The sequence below is a fragment of the Hyphobacterium sp. genome, assembly GCF_043584775.1.
Classification (GTDB): domain Bacteria; phylum Pseudomonadota; class Alphaproteobacteria; order Caulobacterales; family Maricaulaceae; genus Hyphobacterium.
Window position 1 is genome coordinate 2,536,817 of sequence record NZ_CP121327.1, and the last position, 17,508, is coordinate 2,554,324.

At 61.0% G+C, this 17,508-nt stretch carries 20 protein-coding genes; 5 read left to right on the forward strand and 15 right to left on the reverse strand.

The genetic code is table 11. The features are described from left to right. Window positions 1–7 precede the first annotated feature (7 nt). The 6 genes from P0D52_RS12695 to P0D52_RS12720 form a co-directional block, all read right to left on the reverse strand. Window positions 8–301, reverse strand: a complete 294-nt coding sequence (locus P0D52_RS12695; RefSeq protein WP_394693015.1) for a DUF2282 domain-containing protein — start codon at window positions 299–301, stop codon at window positions 8–10. A 174-nt stretch (window positions 302–475) separates the two neighbouring features. Continuing rightward, the gene (locus P0D52_RS12700; RefSeq protein WP_394693016.1) at window positions 476–1,645 is read right to left on the reverse strand and encodes an alkaline phosphatase D family protein; all 1,170 of its coding nucleotides are present in this window, start codon (window positions 1,643–1,645) and stop codon (window positions 476–478) included. 59 nt (window positions 1,646–1,704) lie between these two features. Beyond that, window positions 1,705–2,178: a DUF1036 domain-containing protein gene (locus P0D52_RS12705; RefSeq protein ID WP_394693017.1), complete on the reverse strand. Its 474-nt coding sequence runs from the start codon at window positions 2,176–2,178 to the stop codon at window positions 1,705–1,707. 6 nt (window positions 2,179–2,184) lie between these two features. After that, window positions 2,185–2,589 carry a DUF1036 domain-containing protein gene (locus P0D52_RS12710; RefSeq protein WP_394693018.1) on the reverse strand — a complete coding sequence of 135 codons (405 nt, stop codon included), beginning with the start codon at window positions 2,587–2,589 and terminating at the stop codon, window positions 2,185–2,187. A 43-nt stretch (window positions 2,590–2,632) separates the two neighbouring features. Further along, complete coding sequence (locus P0D52_RS12715) at window positions 2,633–3,376, reverse strand: hypothetical protein (protein WP_394693019.1); 744 nt, start codon at window positions 3,374–3,376, stop codon at window positions 2,633–2,635. A gap of 93 nt (window positions 3,377–3,469) precedes the next feature. After that, a complete protein-coding gene (locus tag P0D52_RS12720) occupies window positions 3,470–4,009 on the reverse strand; it encodes a DUF2306 domain-containing protein (protein ID WP_394693020.1) in 540 nt (179 codons plus the stop codon). A gap of 132 nt (window positions 4,010–4,141) precedes the next feature. Between P0D52_RS12720 and P0D52_RS12725 the strand changes: the two genes are divergently transcribed. Next, on the forward strand, window positions 4,142–4,891 hold the full coding sequence (locus P0D52_RS12725; protein WP_394693021.1) for a LytTR family DNA-binding domain-containing protein: 750 nt from the start codon (window positions 4,142–4,144) through the stop codon (window positions 4,889–4,891). Here P0D52_RS12725 and P0D52_RS12730 read toward each other — a convergent pair. Next, window positions 4,888–5,439 carry a GNAT family N-acetyltransferase gene (locus P0D52_RS12730; protein ID WP_394693022.1) on the reverse strand — a complete coding sequence of 184 codons (552 nt, stop codon included), beginning with the start codon at window positions 5,437–5,439 and terminating at the stop codon, window positions 4,888–4,890. The two genes, P0D52_RS12725 and P0D52_RS12730, sit on opposite strands and share 4 nt — an antisense overlap. A gap of 143 nt (window positions 5,440–5,582) precedes the next feature. On the opposite strand from P0D52_RS12730, the gene P0D52_RS12735 reads away from it, so the two are divergent. Next, entirely contained in the window at window positions 5,583–6,095 is a 513-nt protein-coding gene (locus tag P0D52_RS12735; RefSeq protein WP_394693023.1) for a TspO/MBR family protein, read from the forward strand. 81 nt (window positions 6,096–6,176) lie between these two features. Here P0D52_RS12735 and mdh read toward each other — a convergent pair whose 3' ends face one another. Both mdh and P0D52_RS12745 read right to left on the reverse strand, forming a co-directional pair. Beyond that, on the reverse strand, window positions 6,177–7,139 hold the full coding sequence (gene mdh / locus P0D52_RS12740; RefSeq protein ID WP_394693024.1) for a malate dehydrogenase: 963 nt from the start codon (window positions 7,137–7,139) through the stop codon (window positions 6,177–6,179). Between the two features lie 77 nt (window positions 7,140–7,216). After that, window positions 7,217–8,002 (reverse strand): helix-turn-helix domain-containing protein, encoded by a 786-nt coding sequence (locus P0D52_RS12745; RefSeq protein WP_394693025.1) that lies wholly within the window; start codon window positions 8,000–8,002, stop codon window positions 7,217–7,219. Window positions 8,003–8,061: 59 nt separating this feature from the next. Here P0D52_RS12745 and P0D52_RS12750 point away from each other — a divergent pair, with 59 nt between their 5' ends. After that, window positions 8,062–8,502 (forward strand): DUF6265 family protein, encoded by a 441-nt coding sequence (locus P0D52_RS12750; RefSeq protein WP_394693026.1) that lies wholly within the window; start codon window positions 8,062–8,064, stop codon window positions 8,500–8,502. Here P0D52_RS12750 and P0D52_RS12755 read toward each other — a convergent pair. The 5 genes from P0D52_RS12755 to P0D52_RS12775 all read right to left on the reverse strand — a co-directional run bounded on the left by P0D52_RS12755 (window position 8,499) and on the right by P0D52_RS12775 (window position 13,623). Beyond that, window positions 8,499–9,170 (reverse strand): O-methyltransferase, encoded by a 672-nt coding sequence (locus P0D52_RS12755; protein ID WP_394693027.1) that lies wholly within the window; start codon window positions 9,168–9,170, stop codon window positions 8,499–8,501. The two genes, P0D52_RS12750 and P0D52_RS12755, sit on opposite strands and share 4 nt — an antisense overlap. Then, window positions 9,170–10,285 carry a cell division protein ZapE gene (gene zapE / locus P0D52_RS12760; RefSeq protein ID WP_394693028.1) on the reverse strand — a complete coding sequence of 372 codons (1,116 nt, stop codon included), beginning with the start codon at window positions 10,283–10,285 and terminating at the stop codon, window positions 9,170–9,172. Before zapE ends, P0D52_RS12755 begins: the two co-directional genes overlap by 1 nt. A gap of 114 nt (window positions 10,286–10,399) precedes the next feature. Next, window positions 10,400–10,834: an acyl-CoA thioesterase gene (locus P0D52_RS12765; protein WP_394693029.1), complete on the reverse strand. Its 435-nt coding sequence runs from the start codon at window positions 10,832–10,834 to the stop codon at window positions 10,400–10,402. Next, a complete protein-coding gene (locus P0D52_RS12770) occupies window positions 10,831–11,970 on the reverse strand; it encodes an iron-containing alcohol dehydrogenase (RefSeq protein WP_394693030.1) in 1,140 nt (379 codons plus the stop codon). Before P0D52_RS12770 ends, P0D52_RS12765 begins: the two co-directional genes overlap by 4 nt. 156 nt (window positions 11,971–12,126) lie before the next feature. Next, window positions 12,127–13,623 carry a CoA-acylating methylmalonate-semialdehyde dehydrogenase gene (locus tag P0D52_RS12775; protein ID WP_394693031.1) on the reverse strand — a complete coding sequence of 499 codons (1,497 nt, stop codon included), beginning with the start codon at window positions 13,621–13,623 and terminating at the stop codon, window positions 12,127–12,129. A 282-nt stretch (window positions 13,624–13,905) separates the two neighbouring features. Between P0D52_RS12775 and P0D52_RS12780 the strand changes: the two genes are divergently transcribed. Continuing rightward, window positions 13,906–14,028: a hypothetical protein gene (locus P0D52_RS12780; RefSeq protein ID WP_394693032.1), complete on the forward strand. Its 123-nt coding sequence runs from the start codon at window positions 13,906–13,908 to the stop codon at window positions 14,026–14,028. Window positions 14,029–14,679: 651 nt separating this feature from the next. After that, window positions 14,680–17,178 carry an ATP-binding protein gene (locus P0D52_RS12785; protein ID WP_394693033.1) on the forward strand — a complete coding sequence of 833 codons (2,499 nt, stop codon included), beginning with the start codon at window positions 14,680–14,682 and terminating at the stop codon, window positions 17,176–17,178. On the opposite strand, the gene P0D52_RS12790 is transcribed toward P0D52_RS12785, so the two are convergent. Continuing rightward, a complete protein-coding gene (locus tag P0D52_RS12790) occupies window positions 17,175–17,495 on the reverse strand; it encodes a 2Fe-2S iron-sulfur cluster-binding protein (RefSeq protein WP_394693034.1) in 321 nt (106 codons plus the stop codon). The two genes, P0D52_RS12785 and P0D52_RS12790, sit on opposite strands and share 4 nt — an antisense overlap. Between the last annotated feature and the right edge of the window lie 13 nt (window positions 17,496–17,508).

Genomic DNA, 17,508 nt, shown 5'->3' on the forward strand with positions numbered 1-17,508 from the left:
CCAGCGCTTACGGGCGCTCGACCGGCTCGAGCGAGCCATTGCCGTAAGGCGTTTCGATGTTCTCGCACGTGCCTTCCGGAACATAGGTCCAGGCATTGCCCTGATAATCGACCGTTGACGTGCCTTCACAGGACGTGCCCGGCCCAGCGGCGCAATCATTCTCGCCGGCAAGAGACACGCCATAGCAGCGCTCCATGTCGCCCGCATCAGACATGTCGGAATCGTCGGCGGATGCCGCCGCCGACAGGGACAGCGCCAGAGCGGATGCGGCAAGTGCGGCAAATTTGGTTTGGGTATTCATGGTATCAAGACCTCCAGGGGGTGATGTGTTTCACCGGTCGGGACCATCCCCGGCCAGCGAGATGAAAACTGGCTGAATAGACGCGGCTTTGCCAATCACGTCTGATGGATCGTGCTGACGTCGCCGTTATCGCGTTATCATCAAACTGCGGGATTTCGTGAACGATCTGTAATGCTACCGAGGGGCGAGGTCTGCGAGCGACACAGATATTTCCCTTACAGCACGGCCTTCGGCGTCGCGAATTTCAAGGTTCACGGAACGGCCCTCCCAGTTCACATCAATCACGCCATAGTTCACAGGCGCGTACATTTCGCCGATACGATGCGGGCCGGATTCGTTGTTTTCATCCTGAAACGACATGTTCAGGGCTGACGAGGTTATCTCGTAGAGCGGGTATCCGATCACGTCTTCGCGAACATATATGCCGGCCGAGTGACGATCACCGGACATCAGGATCACGCCTTCGGCACCCGATTGCTCGATAAGATCGTAAAAACGGGCCCTTTCCTGCGGCAGAGTCCGCCAGGCTTCCCAGCCGTGACCATCTGCATGCACCTGGATAGAGCTGACGATCAGGCGAAGGTCGGCTGGCACCGCCAGTTGCGCTTCCAGCCAGTCCCATTGTGCATCGCCCAGCATATCCTGGCCGTCAGCTTCAGACGGGATATAACGTTCTCTCCCGACGGCTCCGCGCTCCGGTGTGCGTGTCAGATCCGACCGGAAATACCGGGTATCCAGCAGGATGATCTGTGTGCGCTGCCCTTCGGGTCCGTAAACGCGGGACGTATATATGCCTTCGCGGCTGCGGCGCTCATCATTTTCCGGCACGGCCCAGAAATCGAGGAAGAGCCGTTCTGCATATTCCTTGAAGAGGAAGGATCGGCCGAAATCATTCATGCCATAATCATGGTCATCCCAGACTGCCAGCATGGGCGTCCGGGCACGCAGGGCCTGAAACTCGGATGAAGCCGCAAGTGATTCATAGGCACTGCGCAGTTCCGGCATTGTAGGGTCCCACGACCAGGCATCGCCGTAAACATTGTCGCCCGCATAGATAAAGAGGTCAGCGTCATCCGCAGCGATTCGATTCAGGATTGACATGTCCCTTGCCGGATCGCTGCAGGAGCCAAAAGCAATCCGCGTCAGGGCCAGCGATGGGTCGCGTGATGCAGACGGTCCGGCGGTCGGCCGCTCGATGTCGAGTTGATCATAATAGGGGCGAAGCGCCTCGAAAACGGTGCGCGGCGGAGCCGCGGCCTCATGAGCCTGGCTGGACGGACCCTGTGCACAGGCCGAGGCTGCAAAAAGCAAGGTGAATGGCAGGCAAAGGCGGAATGCGCGCATCGGGAAGCTCCGTAATGAACAGGCGCATTCTACACCCGAATTGTGAAACGCAAACGACGCTAGCGCGGCTGGCGCGGCACATAGGCCTGATAATTTTCGACATTCGGACCAAAGCGGATTCGCTCAGCCCCGGCACTAATCGGCGCATCGACCGGACACTGGCCGGCATTCACGAAGGCCCCGCGGGGGCCCGAGGCGTTCGCATTGGTCGCAGCAACACACAGATTTCCTTCATAGGCCGGAACGATTTCACCCGTCTCCGCAATCCGGCTCGCAAACCAGACCTCGCCGCCCGCCGGAAAACCGCGATAAACGATCCGGCAATGCGTCGGCGGAATCCGGCCCCAACCTGAAACTTCGAAACCGACGAAATCCGTGCTGGCTCCTGCCGCGACTTCGGCATCAACGGACCATATATTGCAGACCTCAAGATGATTGACCGGCACAGCCAGGCCATCGCGCCCAATCTGCGTCTGACGGCACAGGACGGCATCATCCGGCCCGAAATCATCGCAGGAATAGCGAATTTGCACACGGCCCTATCCCGAACGATAGGGCGAAATGGCGACGCGCTCGAAACCGGTCAGCCGTTCCACATCAACACAATCACCGGATCGGGCCAGACCAAAGAATGTCTGCGCCGGCGTGCAATACCGGACATCGGCCTGACCGGCTTGGGGCCAACGCCAGGACCCGGACGCCGCACCCAGCCAGATCTCATCACCAACAATATCGCCGAGCCCTCCTTCGAGACACTCTCCCGGGGCAACTTCGAACCAACCCTGCGCGACGCGCCGGGAGGTTGGGTCATTGCGATAGGCTGCTGCAATCCCGATTGGAAAGGGTGCATCATTGCAGGCTTCCAGCAGGATCGGACGCGCCGCTTGCGCCTCGACGGCGGCCGCGCTCAACAGAAATATTATAATACCAAACAAAGCACGCATGGGGCGAGCTTAACGAACCCGCCCCGGCTTGCCAGCGAAAACTCTATTCCGCTGCGGCCCCTTCTACCGGGAAGGCTTCAAAGCGCATGGGCTGGCCGATCACATCAATCCTGACGACCTGTCGCAGCCCGTCATTATCGGTCACGTAGATGTCGTTTTCCGGCGACGCTCCACGCAGTTCGAGACGCAAGGTGTCAAAAGAACCGCCGATCGTATCGATCCGGCCGCCGTCAAATGCGGTGATGGTGACCGTGCCCGGCGAACCCGTCAGGGATGAAAACCAGTCAAAACCAATCGAGTCGCCAGCATCCAGCGGGAAAGTCTGGGACAGCAGGAATACGGCAGCCCGCATCATCATGCCATCGGTAATGGGTGTGTTGATTTCCGCCGATTGCTGTCCGGCAAAAGGTTGGGTCAGGGTGCGGCCGCCGATCATCACCCCGTCCTGAGCGGAAGCTTCGACAGAGAGGATGGCAGATTGCTGATGAAAGCGGATTGCAACATCAATGGGAGCCAGCGTGTCGGCCCGGATGGATCCCCCCATTGTCTCGTAGATTTCCTGGCTCGCCAGCATGGTACGGTCGTAGAACTGGATGATGCCGTTCTCGTCGTCCCGTGCCCAGCCAAGACGCATAAAGCCGTCAGCTTCCTCATTATTGATCAGCTGAAGATGCATTTCTCCAACCTGCGGCAAGGCCGCGACGGCTTCGGTACGCCAGTCGTCCTGAGCAGAGGCGGCGGCCGCGATCCCCAAGGCTGCAAAGGTGCCCACTAGAAAAGATTTCATGATTGTCCCCAATTTCTTCAGCTATCCAGAAAGCATGGCATATTCCAGGGATTGAAAAACTGAAACTTTGTTCAAGGAGTTCACGGAACCGTTTTAGCCACCGAAAAACATCTGGAACATCAACCGCCCCGGCATGAAGGCAAACAGGCCGGGCACAACCAACGCACCCAGAAAAAGGCCGAGTACCGCATTCCGGTGCTTGTCGGTGCGCATGGCGCGGGCGTGGGTAATCATGCCATACAAACCCATCAGCGTTAGCGGCACGAATATATGGATGAAGCTGAAGTTGCCGTCGTTGATTTCGCGAATGAAAATCGCCGTGATCGCGGTGGTGAACATTAACCCTGCCCAGACATAGCCGAGCGTCCGATGCGGAATTGTGCCCTTGGGGGCCAGCAGCTGAACCGCGCCGAGCAAAAGTGCCGATAGCGCCGCGCCGGCATGGATCTGGATGATGAGGGGCGCGCGGAAAAACGCCGCAAAATCCGGATTGAAACCGGCCGCCATATTCCCGAATTCGCGGCCATAAGCCTGCAGCATGCCGTTTTCGAACAGCCCGCCCTGAATGAGCGCGATCCCGACAACGACCGCCACAAGCCCCACGGCCCAGGCAAATTGACGAAGTGTGTGCATGACGAAATTCCTTCTGACAGTTTGCGATGACGGGACCTCAGTGTCAGAGCGGCTGGAGACATAGAAGCGTGACTACGCAAACGGGCTGTTTCCCGTCGCGAATGGCGCTAGGTTTCCATTCACGAAACGCGAATGGAGGGCTTGTTCGTGCAGGGACTGACCAACTGGCTCAAGGATCACGGCACTGGCTATCTATTCGTAGCCGGGATCGGAACGTTTCTGGCGATACTCGCCCCCTATAATACCGGCGGGCTCGGCTGGCCGTGGATCTGGATCTACTGGGTGTCACTTATGCTGCTCGGCGGCGCGTCCGGAAATGCCGCCGCTTGGGCCCTGAGCCGGTTTGCGCCCGACATGCCAAAACTCGCGGCCTACGCTTTAATTGCCGCACTGGTGTCGCTACCCGTGTCCATCGCCGTCATCAGCATACAGGCCGTGCTGGGCCCGGCGCCTCCGATCTATACATGGCCGATGATCTACGGGCTGGTCTTCGTGATTTCGGCCGCCGTGACCGCCATCAATTACATGCTGGAGAGCCGGAACGAAGATGCTGCCACGCCAACGGCCGGACGGGCATTGACCGACAAACTGCCCGTGCGGCTGAGGTCTGCCGACATCCTCGCCCTGCAATCGGAAGATCATTATCTGCGAGTGCATACCAACCGCGGAGATGCCCTGATCCTGATGCGGTTGAGCGACGCGATAGCGGCAGTCGAAGGCCTGGAGGGGGCACAGACCCACCGGTCCTGGTGGGTGGCGCGGGCCGCAATACACCATGCCGAAAAGTCGGGTGGACGTGCCGTTCTGACCCTGACCGGTGAGATCGAGGCGCCGGTCAGCCGCAGCTTCTATCCGGACCTGCGCGACCGGGGCTGGATCTAGCGGCGACCGGCTTGCCAGTCGGCTTTCGATTGGCCCCAGACATCGACAATCATGCCGAAGCCCGCGACCTCCGCCTTACGGCCCAGATTGCGGGAGCCGAGTTTCCTTGCGACTCCTTGCGAGCCTGTATTCTTTTCGTCGATCAGGTGGATCACCGAATCCCATCCAAGCGCGTCAAACGCCCAGTCGATCGACCGGGCGGCAGCTTCGCTGGCATAGCCTTTTCCCCAGGCTTCGCGCTTGATGGTCCAGCCCACTTCCGGCTGCGGCCATCCATGTGGAAACCAGGGCCCAACCCGGCCAAGCCATTCGCCGGTCGTCCGGTCCTCGACCGTGAAGAACCCGTATCCCCGCAAGGCCCAGTGGCCGATTATGCTGGCGATGGCGCGCCATACCATGGGCGGTGATTGCGTGCCGCCGATATGGCGCGCAGTTTCCTCATCTGCCATGGCTGCCGCCAGCGGTTCCAGATCGCGCTCCTCCGGGACTCGAAGCACAAGACGGTCTGTTTCCAGACGCGGTCCGAAAGTTGAAACATCAAGCGCCATTCTAACCTCCAGAAGTGCCAGCGGGACGCCGGAATATGCCGCCGTGCTGCGGCTGGCAAGCGCAATGCCTCGCTGATGCCACAATTGGCGCATTCCTTGCGATGGAGGGATGTTGATCAATACTGGAGCAATCCGTCCTTCGCATGGCCCATACAAACCGTCCCACAATCATACGCCTCGCCGTATACTGGATCATTGCCGCAGGCATGACCGGCATCATCTCCGGCCTCGCCTTTGCGACCGGCGTTGTGGAATGGGTGTATGAGGATTTGCAGAGGCCGCTCTGGCTGCCGCCGGTCATGATCCTGACCTGGTTTTGGATCGCCAAGACCATGGTGATGGCGCTGGCGCTCTGGGTGGTGGACCGCTTCGGCCATGGCTGGGCCCGGCGGGTATCAATCGGGCTCCTGGTCCTGCTCTATCTGGCCTCGGGCGGATGGCTGGCCGGATTCGTCATCCTGCGCGATGTGACCTTCGGATTTTATGCCATTCTCGGCAGCTGGGTGCTGACGGCACTTGCCCTGCTTGTCATTGGCCGGGCCCAGAAATTTGCGGCGGCGCTGATGTGGCCGATCTTTGCCTGGACGACCTTCATGCTGACCGTGTCCTTTGAGCTGATGCGGCTGAATACGAGCATGCAACTGGTCGGGCTCTGACCCATTTGTCTAAATAAAAAAAAGAGCCGCCCGAGATGTCGGGCGGCTCTGCCAATAACGCAATATGTATAAAGCGCCGGTCTAGCCGAGGCTGGAATCCAGCGCCTTGCAGGCTTCAAGCAATTCCTTCACCGCATTGACGCTGACCGTGAGGTTGGATTTTTCCTCGTCCGAGAGATCGATCTCGATCACGTCCTCTGTGCCACCGGCGCCAATCATTGTCGGCACGCCGACATAGAGCCCGTCGAGACCATACTTGCCCTCAACGAAGGACGCGCAAGGCAAAACGCGCTTCTGGTCGCCCAGATAGGCTTCGGCCATGGCGATGGCGCTGGAGGCCGGGGCGTAATAGGCCGAGCCATTGCCCAGCAGGCCGACAATCTCGCCGCCGCCCTTGCGGGTGCGGTCGACGATTTCGTCGAGGCGGCTGACATCGACGCCCTTGATCTTGGCCATGTCCGCGACCGGGATACCATTGATCGTGGAATAGGACAGGACCGGCACCATGGTGTCGCCATGTCCGCCCAGCACAAAGGCGTTCACATCGCGGACCGACACATCAAATTCCCAGGCCAGGAAGGTGGCGAAACGGGCCGAATCGAGCACGCCCGCCATGCCCACGACCTTGTTGTGCGGAAGGCCGGAGAACTCGCGCAGTGCCCAGACCATGGCATCCAGCGGATTGGTAATGCAGATGACGAAGGCGTCGGGGCAATTATTCCGGATGCCCTCGCCGACAGATTTCATGACCTTCAGATTGATGCCCAGAAGATCATCGCGGCTCATGCCCGGCTTGCGCGGCACACCGGCGGTGACGATCACAACATCGGCTCCGGCAATGTCGGCATAATCGTTGGATCCGGTGATTTTCGCGTCGAACCCTTCGATCGGGCCGCACTGTGAAAGATCCAGCGCCTTGCCCTGTGGCATGCCTTCAGCAATGTCGAAGAGGACAATGTCGCCCAATTCCTTCTTCGCAGCGAGATGGGCGAGCGTGCCGCCAATCATTCCGGAACCGATGAGGGCAATTTTATTACGGGCCATGTGGGCGCTCCTTCGCAAGTGCAGAAATTCGCGCACGGTCTAAACCCCGCTGCGTCCGGCGGCAAGTGGGCGGATTGTCATCCCGCTTCGTAGAAAATGTCGGACGCATCCTCGCCGCGCTTCAACCGCGGTGTCCGCCCGGCAAAGCGCCGGAAATCCCGCGTCATGTGCGCCTGATCGGCGTAGCCGGCATCCACTGCAATGTCCGACAGCGAGCCCGCGCCGTTGCGGATCGCCTGACGCGCCAGATGATAGCGGGTGATCTGCAGGAATTCACCGGGGGTGAGCCCGGTGCAGCGCATGAAATCCCGGTCCAGCGTCCGAATCGAGATGTTGGCCACCCGGGCCAGCGCCGATGGGCGAATAGCCGGGTCCTGTTCCAGCCTGTCGATGGCGGTGCGGACACGCCCGGTAGCCCGAGATTCGGGCGTGCGGAAGGGGAGGGTTTCACAGGCGGTCTTTGCGAAGTCCGCAAGCGGCCGCCTTGCGGCACCTGCCAGGGTGGCAATCGCCGGCGCCGGCAGCAAGTCCGCCAGATCCCGGCTGCGATTGCGGAGATGCCGCGGGTCCGGTGCGATGGCGCCTATGCCCTCCGGCCGCAAGCGAATGGCCGCAAGCCGCATGGGCGAGGTGCGCCTTAATTCCAGAACCCGGGTGAGCGGGCCATAGATCATATGCGATGGCTGACGCACCCAGGCGTCTCCGGCCTTTTCCTGCGGGGGCTCGGCCAGATGAAAAATGATCTCGCAGCGCGTATCCGGCGCAATACGATCCTCGCCGGGACCCGATTCCAGCTGCCAGACACCTGCAATGACGTCATGGCCGTTTACGGGCTGAAATGCATAGGCGGGCGGCGTGTCCATATTCTTCAAGACCTGTCGATTGTCCGGCCATAATGTGCGAGGAAATCGGAGGAATATCCATGTTCAAATCTGTTTCTGCTTCTGGTCTCGCCTTGCTGATGACCGCCTGCGCTTCCGCGGATGACCTGTCCTGGATGGAAGGTCATTGGCGCAGCGAGGCGGAAGGCCGCGTGTCCGAAGAAATCTGGACCAATGGCGAGGGCGGGCTCTATCTCGGCGTCAATCGCACGATCGAAGACGGACAGGCGCGGGCCTTTGAATTCATGCGCATTGTCGAGAGCGTTGATGGCGCCGCTTATTGCGCGCAGCCCGGCGGCGGCGAGGCGGTCTGCTTTGAGCGCGTGGACAGCGCGGAACACAGTGTGACCTTCGAGAATCCCGATCACGATTTCCCGCAGCGCATCACCTATGTGCGCGAAGGCGATGCGCTGACCGCCACGATTTCGGATCTGTCCGGCGAGCAGGCATTCAGCTTCGGGTGGGAGCGGGCCGAGGACTAGCGCTTCATCGCCATCAACACACCATCGCCAATGGCGGTAAAGGCGATCTCGACGCGATCATCCTCGCGCAGCTTGTCGGCAATGGCGCGCAGGGCTTCGGTGTCGGCATCCTTTTTGGCAGGGTCCGCGACCGAGCCGGACCAGAGCACATTGTCGAACAACATGATGCCCCCCGGACGCAGCAGGCTGAGACCGGCGGTGTAATAATCGGGATAGCCGGTTTTATCGGCATCGACGAACATCAGATCGACGCTCTCCGAGAGCCCGTCATTCAACAGACCGATCAGGCTCTGGCGGGCATCACCAATCACCGGCTGGATGATGTCGGCGACGCCGCCTTCCTTCCAGTAATCTTCGGCAATGCCGATGAAGTCATAGGACACGTCGCAGGCAAAGAGCCGGGCTTTTGATCCGTGCATTTCCTTCATCGTTTCCGCCGTGGCGAGCGCGGAATAACCCGTAAACACGCCGACCTCGACCGCTGTCTTCGCATTCACCATGCGCGCGATCAGCTTCATGAAAGCGCCCTGCTCCGGGCTGATCTGCATCATCTTGTCCTCGCGCGCATCGGTTTCGATGCGGCAGCGTTCCAGCGCCGGGGATTCGGCGCGATTGGCGTTGCGGACATAGGTGGTGAGGGTCTCGTCGAGACTGATGGAGCGGGACATCAGTTTTCTCCTGTTTCCGGTCTCGCCTCTTCATGGGCGGCGGCGAGATAGTCTTCCGACCGCATTTCCATGAGGCGCGAGGCCGTGCGTTCAAATTCAAAGGATCCATCGCCCGCCGGATAAAGGTCATCCGGCTGGGCGGCGGCACTCATGATCAGCTTGGTTTTCGCTTCGTAGAGCGCGTCAATCAATGTGACAAAGCGCTTCGCCTCATTGCGCTTCTCCGGCGAGAGCTGCGGGACATTCCCGATCAACAGGGTATGGAACTGGGCGGCCAGCGCCAGATAGTCGGCGGCGCCCAGCGGCCTTGCGCATAATTCCTCGAAAGTGAAACGCGCCACACCTGCCGCTTCGCGCGGCACGGGAACGGCGCGGCCCTGAACGGTGATGGTGCAGGCGCGCGGCTCTGCACCCTGTGTCAGCCGCTGCCAGGCATCGTCCAGGGCGGCCTCAGCCTGCCCGCCCAGCGGCGTATAATAGACCGGCGCAGCGGTGAGTTGCTGCAGGCGATGATCCACGCCGGTGGCGATTTCCATGACATCCAACCGGTCTTTCAGCTCGGCAATGAAGGGCAGGAAAAGCTGGCGGTTGATGCCGTCCTTGTAGAGATCGTCCGGTACGCGATTTGAGGTGGCCACGACCACGACGCCAATCTCGAACAATTGCTCGAACAGTCGTCCCAGCAGCATGGCATCGGCGATATCTGTGACCTGGAACTCGTCAAAACAGAGCAGGCGCGCCTCTGCGGCGATGGCCTTGGCGACGGGCGGGATGGGGTCATCCTGCCCCTTCTTGCGCTCCAGACGCTTGCGCCATGCGCCGATCCGCGCATGGGTTTCCTGCATGAATTCGTGGAAATGGACGCGGCGTTTCTGCGCCACCGGTGCGGTCCTGAAAAACAGATCCATCAGCATGGATTTGCCGCGCCCGACTCCGCCCCAGAGATAAAGCCCGCGCGGCGGCGGTGTCTTGTGGCGGAACCAGCCATCCCGAATGCGCCAGCTGGCCAGCCGCTGGTGCAGATCCGTCAACGCTTCGGCGGCCGCCAGCTGTCCGGCGTCCTCGGCCAGCGTGCCGTCGGAAATGCGCTGCCGCAGGTTCTCGATGGGGGTCATGAGGCGAAAATCAACACGGCCAGCAGCCCGCCGAAGGCAATGGCGGCGGCGGCCACAAGATAGAGCGGACGTTTGATCTCTCGCATGGCATCGCTAATGACAGGCTGGCCTGGACTAGGCAACCGCCAGCTGCGTCAACACCGCCCGGAAATCGTCTGGCAGCGGCTTGGGCCGGCGGGTTTCAGCAGCGACATAAACGTGGACGAAGAAGGCTTCGGCGGCGGCCGTGTCGGAACCTTTTGCGAAGGCCCCGACCTCATAGCGCACCGAGGAATTGCCGATATGCGCCACGCGAAGACCGACATCGATCACTTCCGGATAGGCCAGAGACGCGAAATACCGGCAGCCGGATTCGACGACGAGACCGATCTGATCGCTGGTCGCCGGGTCGAGCACGCCAGCCTCGATCAGGTGCCGGTTCACGACCGTATCGAGCAGCTCGTAATAAACGACATTGTTCAGGTGGCCGTAGACATCATTGTCCTGCCAGCGCGTGGCGATTTCCATGAAGACGGGATAGTCGGCGCGAGAGGTGCGCTCGCCACTCATACGATTTCCTCATACAGGCGGACGATATCGTCATAGGTCAATTCGCGCGGATTGTTCGGCAGGAGGCGGTCATTGGCGGCCACATCCTCTGCCATGCGCGGAATATCGTTATGCGAGATGCCCAGCTGCGAGAGGCGCGTCTCGATGCCGGTGGCATCGGCGATGCGCTCCATCTCGGTGATCAGCGCGGACGAGCTGGCCTCCAGACCCAGATGGCCCGCCATCTCGGCATAGAGGTTCTCGGCGGCGACCGCGTTGAACTTCAGCACCGGCGGCAGGACGACCGAGTTCGACAGGCCGTGCGGCACATGGAAAATCCCGCCCAGCGGATAGGCCATGGCATGGACGGCGCCGACCGGCGAGTTCGAGAAGGCTTGGCCGGCCAGCATGGCACCGAGCAGCATGTCGCCGCGGGCCTCGATGTTGGAGGGCTCATCGCAGGCGGTGAGGATGGCGCCCTGCAATTTCTTCAGCGCGGCCAGCGCCAGGGCATCCGAAACCGGGTTTTTCGAGCGCTTGTTGGTGAAGGCCTCGATGGCGTGGACCATGGCATCAATTCCGGTTGCGGCCGTGGCATGGCGCGGCAAGCCCAGCGTCAGCTCCGGATCGAGAATGGCCATGTCGGCATAAAGCGGCCCGGCGGCGATACCGCGCTTGGAGGTCGCACCCGTGGTCAGGACGGCGACATTCGTCACTTCCGAACCCGTGCCTGCCGTGGTCGGGATCATGATCGAGGGCAGGCCGGTCACCTGCACCTGCTCGACGCCATACATTTCCGACAGGGGCTGATCACCGCCCGCGAGGAGCGACACCACCTTGGCCGTATCCATGGGCGAGCCGCCGCCAAAGGCGATGATCGCCTGCGCGCCGAAGTCGCGGGCTTTCCCGGCGGCACCCAGCACTACGGCTTCGGGCGGATCGGCGACCACCTCGTCAAAGACGAAGACATCAAAACCGTCGGCCTTCAGTGCGGCCAGCGCCTCATCAATCAGACCGGCCTTGCGCACGCCCTTGTCGGTGACAAAGAAGAGGCGCTTTGCGTCTTTCAGGACAGGCGCGGCGAGCTTTGACAGGCGTTTGGACGCGCCAGCTTCAAAGACGATGTGGGGAACGGTGCGGAAGGAAAAATTGTGCATGGGCGGGAGATTAGCCGGGCCTGTGCGGGAGGCAAGTATTCCATTCGTCATTCCGGGGCGCGCAAAATGCGCGAACCCGGGACCCACACCGTGACATCTGCGTTCCGGAATGGGTCCCGGATCAGGCTGACGCCTGTCCGGGATGACGGTTGAATTCTACTGCATTGTCGGAATCACAAACGCCTGATCGCCGATATCGCCGGTCGGCCAGCGCTGGGTCACGGTCTTGATCTTGGTGAAGAAGCGGATGCCCTCGGTGCCGTACTGGTTGGTGTCGGTGAAGGCCGAACGCTTCCAGCCACCGAAGGAGTGATAGGCCACCGGCACCGGAATCGGCACATTGATGCCGACCATGCCGACCTGGACTTTCGCAGCGAATTCACGCGCCGCCAGACCGGAGCGGGTGAAGAGCGCCACGCCATTGCCATACTGGTGATCGCTGGGCAGATGCGCGGCTTCGTCGAGGTTTTCGGCACGCACGACTTGCAGGACGGGCCCGAAGATTTCCTCTTCATAAGTCTTCATACCGGGTTTGACATTATCGAACAGGGTCGGGCCGATGAAATAGCCATTTTCATGGCCCTGCAGCTTGAAGCCGCGGCCATCGAGGAGAAGGTCCGCGCCCTCTTCCACGCCCATAGTGATATAGTCTTCGACGCGCTGCTTGTGCGCAGCTGATACGACCGGGCCGTAATGCGCATCACTGTCGGTGGAGACGCCGACGCGCAGCTTCTTGGCTTCTTCCAGCATGCGGCCGACGAATTCATCCGCCGTATCCTTGCCGACCGGGACAGCCACGGGCAGCGCCATGCAGCGTTCGCCGGCCGAACCATAGGCTGCGCCGAGGAAATCATTGACGACCTGATCCATATCCGCATCCGGCATGATGATGCCGTGGTTTTTCGCGCCGCCCATGGCCTGGAAGCGCTTGCCCTGCTCGGTGCAGGTGCGGGCGATATAGTGCGCGATATCGGACGATCCGACGAAGGAAACCGCCTTGATATCGTCATGGGTCAGCAGGGCATCAACCGCCTGCTTGTCGCCATGCACGATCTGCAGCACGCCTTCGGGCAGGCCGGCTTCCATCCACAATTCGGCGAGGCGGACCGGGACGGAGGGGTCTTTTTCCGACGGCTTCAGAACCAGCGCATTGCCCGTCGCGATCGACATACCCATGAACCACATCGGGATCATGGCGGGGAAGTTGAACGGCGTGATCCCTGCGACCACCCCCAAGGCCTGACGCATGGAATAGACGTCGATGCCGGGGCCGGCGCCTTCGGTGTACTCGCCTTTCATCAGATGCGGCACGCCGCAGGCGAATTCGATCACTTCCAACCCACGGATCAGATCGCCCTTGGCGTCGGCAATCACCTTGCCATGCTCGGAGGAGAGGAGATGCGCCAGCTCATCCATCTCGTTTTCGACCAGAGTCTTGTAGGTCATCAGGACGCGGGCACGCCGCTGCGGGTTCATCGCGGCCCAGATGCGCTGGCCTTTCTTGGCACCCTCAATCGCCCTAGCGACTTCGGCCTCATCGGCAAACTGGACGCGCGCCTGCACCTCCCCGGTATTGGGGTTGTAGACATCGCCGAACTTGCCGGTCTTGCCGGTAAAGCTCTTGCCATCGATGAAGTGATTGATCTCGCGCATCTCGTCTCTCCCTCGCCCTCGGGGGCGGTCATCTGTCATTGGCGCTCATATCGCGCTTGAGAGGCGGCGCGTCAAATGGGGAGGTGTGTTGGTGATGGTGCACTTATTCCCCTCCCCTTTATGGGGAGGGAAGACGGCGCAGCCGTCAGGGTGGGGTGATATCCGGAAGCCCCCACCCCTTCCCCTCCCTACAGAGGGGGAGGGGAATGCGATATTGCCCCCAATCGTCAGTCAAAGATTGGCCGCAATCTGCGATAGTCTGCCATACAGAGGGAGGCGCACATGATTTTTAGATGGATCGGGTCACTGGCCGGGGCGGCAATACTCACTGTCGCGACTTTCCTTGCCATGCCTGCTCTTTTGCAGGTGGATAGCCCGGAGGCCGGCGAAGAATTTCACCGGTAATATGCGATTTACTATCCTCGCGAAGAGCGCGAACCGTTTTCATGGCAGTTTTTGCCCTGTGAAGAGTGCGCCGGTGACAATTATCTGCCATTGGTTGAGACTCAGGCTTTCTATCGGGTACTGGCAATCTCATACGAGCGGTCTGATTGCGACGTGGGCTCCCTGCTGGATAGTTTGCCGCGACTGCACGAATCGCCAATGGCGTCGAGTTTTGGCGTGGGCCAGCTTGCTTTCGAATACAGAGCTGGCAACAACTCGCCTTCCGCAGTTCGATGGACCGATAGAAACGACAGAAGTTTTTTGCTCGCTCGAGAGTCGGAGGAGTTGGATCAGGAATTGCACTCGTTCGGTTCAGAACCCAACCTTCCGACGCAACCAACCGTTTGTCGGTTAAGTTTCTCGGGGTGCCCGGAAGGGTTTCAATCAAACAGGATTGGAATCCGTTGTGGATTTCGTTTTAGGATAGATCTCCTGGCGGACTGTCTCATGGACGGCCAGCCGACCGAAGACGGAATCTATTATTTCCCACTGGTACTGGAAGAATACACCTAATCCACATCCCCCCTCCCCCTCGATTCGCGAAGCGGGTAGAGTGGTGATTCGAAAAGGCGCGCGCTTGCGCCGTCTTTATCCATGGGGGACTTCGCCGGTATGCCCGAGGGCGGGATCAACATAACCGAGATCGTCTCGATTTCCGTCACGCTGGCGGCCGTAGTGTTCGGCCTGATTGCGGGTCTGTGGGCCTATCGCCTGACGGCGGGCGCACGGGCGGCACAGGCCTTGTGGCGCAAGCGATCCCGCGAACTGGAAGACAAGATTGCCCGCGCCGATGGCGTATTCGGCGCCTTCCCCGGACTGGTCCTGGTCTGGGATGACATTCCCGAACTCGACGACGGCAAGCTGTCCGGCTGGGGCACGCCGCGCATATTCGGTTCGCCAAGCGCGCTCGCCAGCCTGCTGAAATTTGCCGAGGCCAGCGATGGTCCCAATCCGGCGGGATTGCTGCTGGAAGGCGTTGCGGACTATGAAGCACGCTCGGCGGCCGGAGATGACACCACGCTGCGCCGCCGCTTTGCGGAGCTGATTGCCGATGGCCGACCCTTCTCGCTGACCATTATCGGCCCGGAAGGCCGCTTTCTGGAAGCCGATGCCCGCGCCGCCGGGACACAGCTTGTCGTCTGGCTGTCGGACGCCACGATCCGCGGACTGGATGAATCCGAAGCGCGCGGCCGGGTCGAGGATGCCCGCCGCCAGCTGGAAGCCGACCCGATTGCCATTCTCGATACGCTGGAGCGTGCGCCCTATCCGTCCTGGCGGATGAATGCAACCGGCCGCATTGTCTGGGCCAATGCCGCCTATGCCCGCGCCGTCGAGGTCGATACGCCAGCCGACGTGCTGGAAAAGCAGATCGCTCTGGAGCCCGCCATCAAGGATCTGGCGATGGAAGCGGCCAAATCCGGCGAAGCGGTCTCGGCATTGAAGCCGGTCGTGGTCGAAGGCTCGCGCCGCGCGCTGGATCTGGTCAGCTTCCCGATTTCGGGCGGGGCTGCCGGTTTTGCGCTGGATGTCACCGATGGCGAAGAGGCCAAGACCGCGCTGAAACGCTTCCGCCGCGCCTTTGACGATACGCTGGATCAGCTGGCTGAAGCTGTGGCCGTATTTGATCGCGGTCAGAAAATGGTCTTCCGCAATACCGCTTTCGACAATCTCTTCGGCCTTGACCGGCAGATGCTGGATGGACGCCCCGGTCATGGCGAGATGCTGGACCGTTTGCGCGAAGCCCGCAAAATCCCCGAACAGGCCGATTATGCCGGCTGGAAGAAGGCCGAGCTGGCCCGCTATGACGATGCCCCGGACACCGAAATCCCGGACGAATTGTGGAATCTGCCCGATGGACGCACGCTGCGCGTCGCCCGCCAGCGCAACCCGCTGGGCGGCCTGCTCCTGGTGTTCGAGGACAAGACAGACGAGCTCTCCCTGCGCTCGCGCTATAACACGCTGATCAATGTGCAGCGCGCCACGCTGGACAAGCTGCATGAGGCCGTCGCCGTGTTCGGTTCGGATGGCCGGCTGCGCCTGCACAATTCGGAATTCGAGCAATTGTGGAATCTGGAAGCCGCCGAACTCGACGGTCAGCCGGAGCTTGAAATAGTCGCCGAGAAATGCTCGGCCCTGTTTGATAATCCGGGCGTCTGGGCGGATATGAAGGCCCGCGTCGCCGATCCGAGCCCGGAAGCGCGCCGCCATGTCACAGGCGAAATGGAACGCGAAGACGGCAAGGTTCTGGTCTGGCTGTCCCGTCCGCTGCCGGATGGCGCCACGCTGATCGCCTGGCAGGATGTCACCGATAGCCGCCGGATCGAGGATGCGCTTCGCGAGCGCGCAGAGGCGCTGGAAGCGTCGGAGCGGATCAAGGGCGAGTTTGTGGAGCATGTCAGCTATCAGCTGCGCACCCCGCTGACGACGATCACCGGCTATTCCGACATGATCCTGCAGGGCATTGCCGGCGAGCTGAGCGAACAACAACAGAATTATCTCGGCTATGTGCGTTCCGCAGCCGACGAGCTGGAAAAAATGGTCACCGACATTCTCGATGTCGCAGCCATTGATGCCGGCCAGCTGGAGCTTGATCCCGGCGATGTCGATCTGAAGGAACTGGCATCAGATGCCGTCGAGCTGCTGGCCTCCAAGGCCGAGCATGCAGGTGTGCGTCTGGCCGTGAATGCGCCGTCGGGCGAGGCGGTTATCACCGGCGATGCCAAGCGCTTGCGCCAGATTACCGTCAATCTCCTGTCCAACGCCCTGAACCATACGCCGCGCGATGGCCGCATCACGCTGACCGTCAAGCGCGATGAGGATTCAGCGTCGATCACCGTCGCGGATACCGGCGAGGGCATTTCGCCCGATCGTCAGGCCCGCGTGTTTGAACGCTTCGAGCGCGGGCAGCGCGGAGGGGCCGGGCTTGGCCTCGCCCTCGTCAAGGAAATCGTTGAGATGCATGGCGGCTGGGTCGATCTCGCCTCAGCCCCGGAAGAAGGTACGACGGTCGTCTGCCACCTGCCGGTCATCGCCAAAGTGGCATCAGCGCCGGAACTCGACCTGACCGGCCTCTTGCGCCCGGATGGCGAGAAGGCCGCCGCGGAAGGCTAGCCCTGATATTCGGGCATGCGGACGATCAGACCGTCCAGCTCCGGTGAGACCTTGATCTGGCAGGACAGGCGCGAGGTCTCCTGAACATCGCTCGCGAAATCGAGCATGGATTCCTCGACGCCGGATTTCTCACCTATCTTGCCGGTCCAGGCTTCATCGACATAGACATGGCAGGTCGCGCAAGCGCAGGCGCCGCCGCAATCGGCATCAATACCCGGCACCATGTTGCGAATCGCGCCTTCCATGACCGTCAGGCCATCGGCCACATCAATCTCATGCTTCGTGCCATCGTGCTCGATATAGGTGATTTTCGCCATGTTCCGCCTCCGC

Coding starts and splice junctions, on each gene's coding strand:
- P0D52_RS12695 (WP_394693015.1), bottom strand. CDS start 301: ATGAATACCCAAACCAAATTTGCCGCACTTGCCGCATCCGCTCTGGCG.
- P0D52_RS12700 (WP_394693016.1), bottom strand. CDS start 1,645: ATGCGCGCATTCCGCCTTTGCCTGCCATTCACCTTGCTTTTTGCAGCC.
- P0D52_RS12710 (WP_394693018.1), bottom strand. CDS start 2,589: ATGCGTGCTTTGTTTGGTATTATAATATTTCTGTTGAGCGCGGCCGCC.
- P0D52_RS12715 (WP_394693019.1), bottom strand. CDS start 3,376: ATGAAATCTTTTCTAGTGGGCACCTTTGCAGCCTTGGGGATCGCGGCC.
- P0D52_RS12720 (WP_394693020.1), bottom strand. CDS start 4,009: ATGCACACACTTCGTCAATTTGCCTGGGCCGTGGGGCTTGTGGCGGTC.
- P0D52_RS12725 (WP_394693021.1), top strand. CDS start 4,142: ATGGAGGGCTTGTTCGTGCAGGGACTGACCAACTGGCTCAAGGATCAC.
- P0D52_RS12730 (WP_394693022.1), bottom strand. CDS start 5,439: ATGGCGCTTGATGTTTCAACTTTCGGACCGCGTCTGGAAACAGACCGT.
- P0D52_RS12735 (WP_394693023.1), top strand. CDS start 5,583: ATGGCCCATACAAACCGTCCCACAATCATACGCCTCGCCGTATACTGG.
- mdh (WP_394693024.1), bottom strand. CDS start 7,139: ATGGCCCGTAATAAAATTGCCCTCATCGGTTCCGGAATGATTGGCGGC.
- P0D52_RS12745 (WP_394693025.1), bottom strand. CDS start 8,002: ATGGACACGCCGCCCGCCTATGCATTTCAGCCCGTAAACGGCCATGAC.
- P0D52_RS12750 (WP_394693026.1), top strand. CDS start 8,062: ATGTTCAAATCTGTTTCTGCTTCTGGTCTCGCCTTGCTGATGACCGCC.
- P0D52_RS12755 (WP_394693027.1), bottom strand. CDS start 9,170: ATGTCCCGCTCCATCAGTCTCGACGAGACCCTCACCACCTATGTCCGC.
- zapE (WP_394693028.1), bottom strand. CDS start 10,285: ATGACCCCCATCGAGAACCTGCGGCAGCGCATTTCCGACGGCACGCTG.
- P0D52_RS12765 (WP_394693029.1), bottom strand. CDS start 10,834: ATGAGTGGCGAGCGCACCTCTCGCGCCGACTATCCCGTCTTCATGGAA.
- P0D52_RS12770 (WP_394693030.1), bottom strand. CDS start 11,970: ATGCACAATTTTTCCTTCCGCACCGTTCCCCACATCGTCTTTGAAGCT.
- P0D52_RS12775 (WP_394693031.1), bottom strand. CDS start 13,623: ATGCGCGAGATCAATCACTTCATCGATGGCAAGAGCTTTACCGGCAAG.
- P0D52_RS12780 (WP_394693032.1), top strand. CDS start 13,906: ATGATTTTTAGATGGATCGGGTCACTGGCCGGGGCGGCAATACTCACT.
- P0D52_RS12785 (WP_394693033.1), top strand. CDS start 14,680: ATGCCCGAGGGCGGGATCAACATAACCGAGATCGTCTCGATTTCCGTC.
- P0D52_RS12790 (WP_394693034.1), bottom strand. CDS start 17,495: ATGGCGAAAATCACCTATATCGAGCACGATGGCACGAAGCATGAGATT.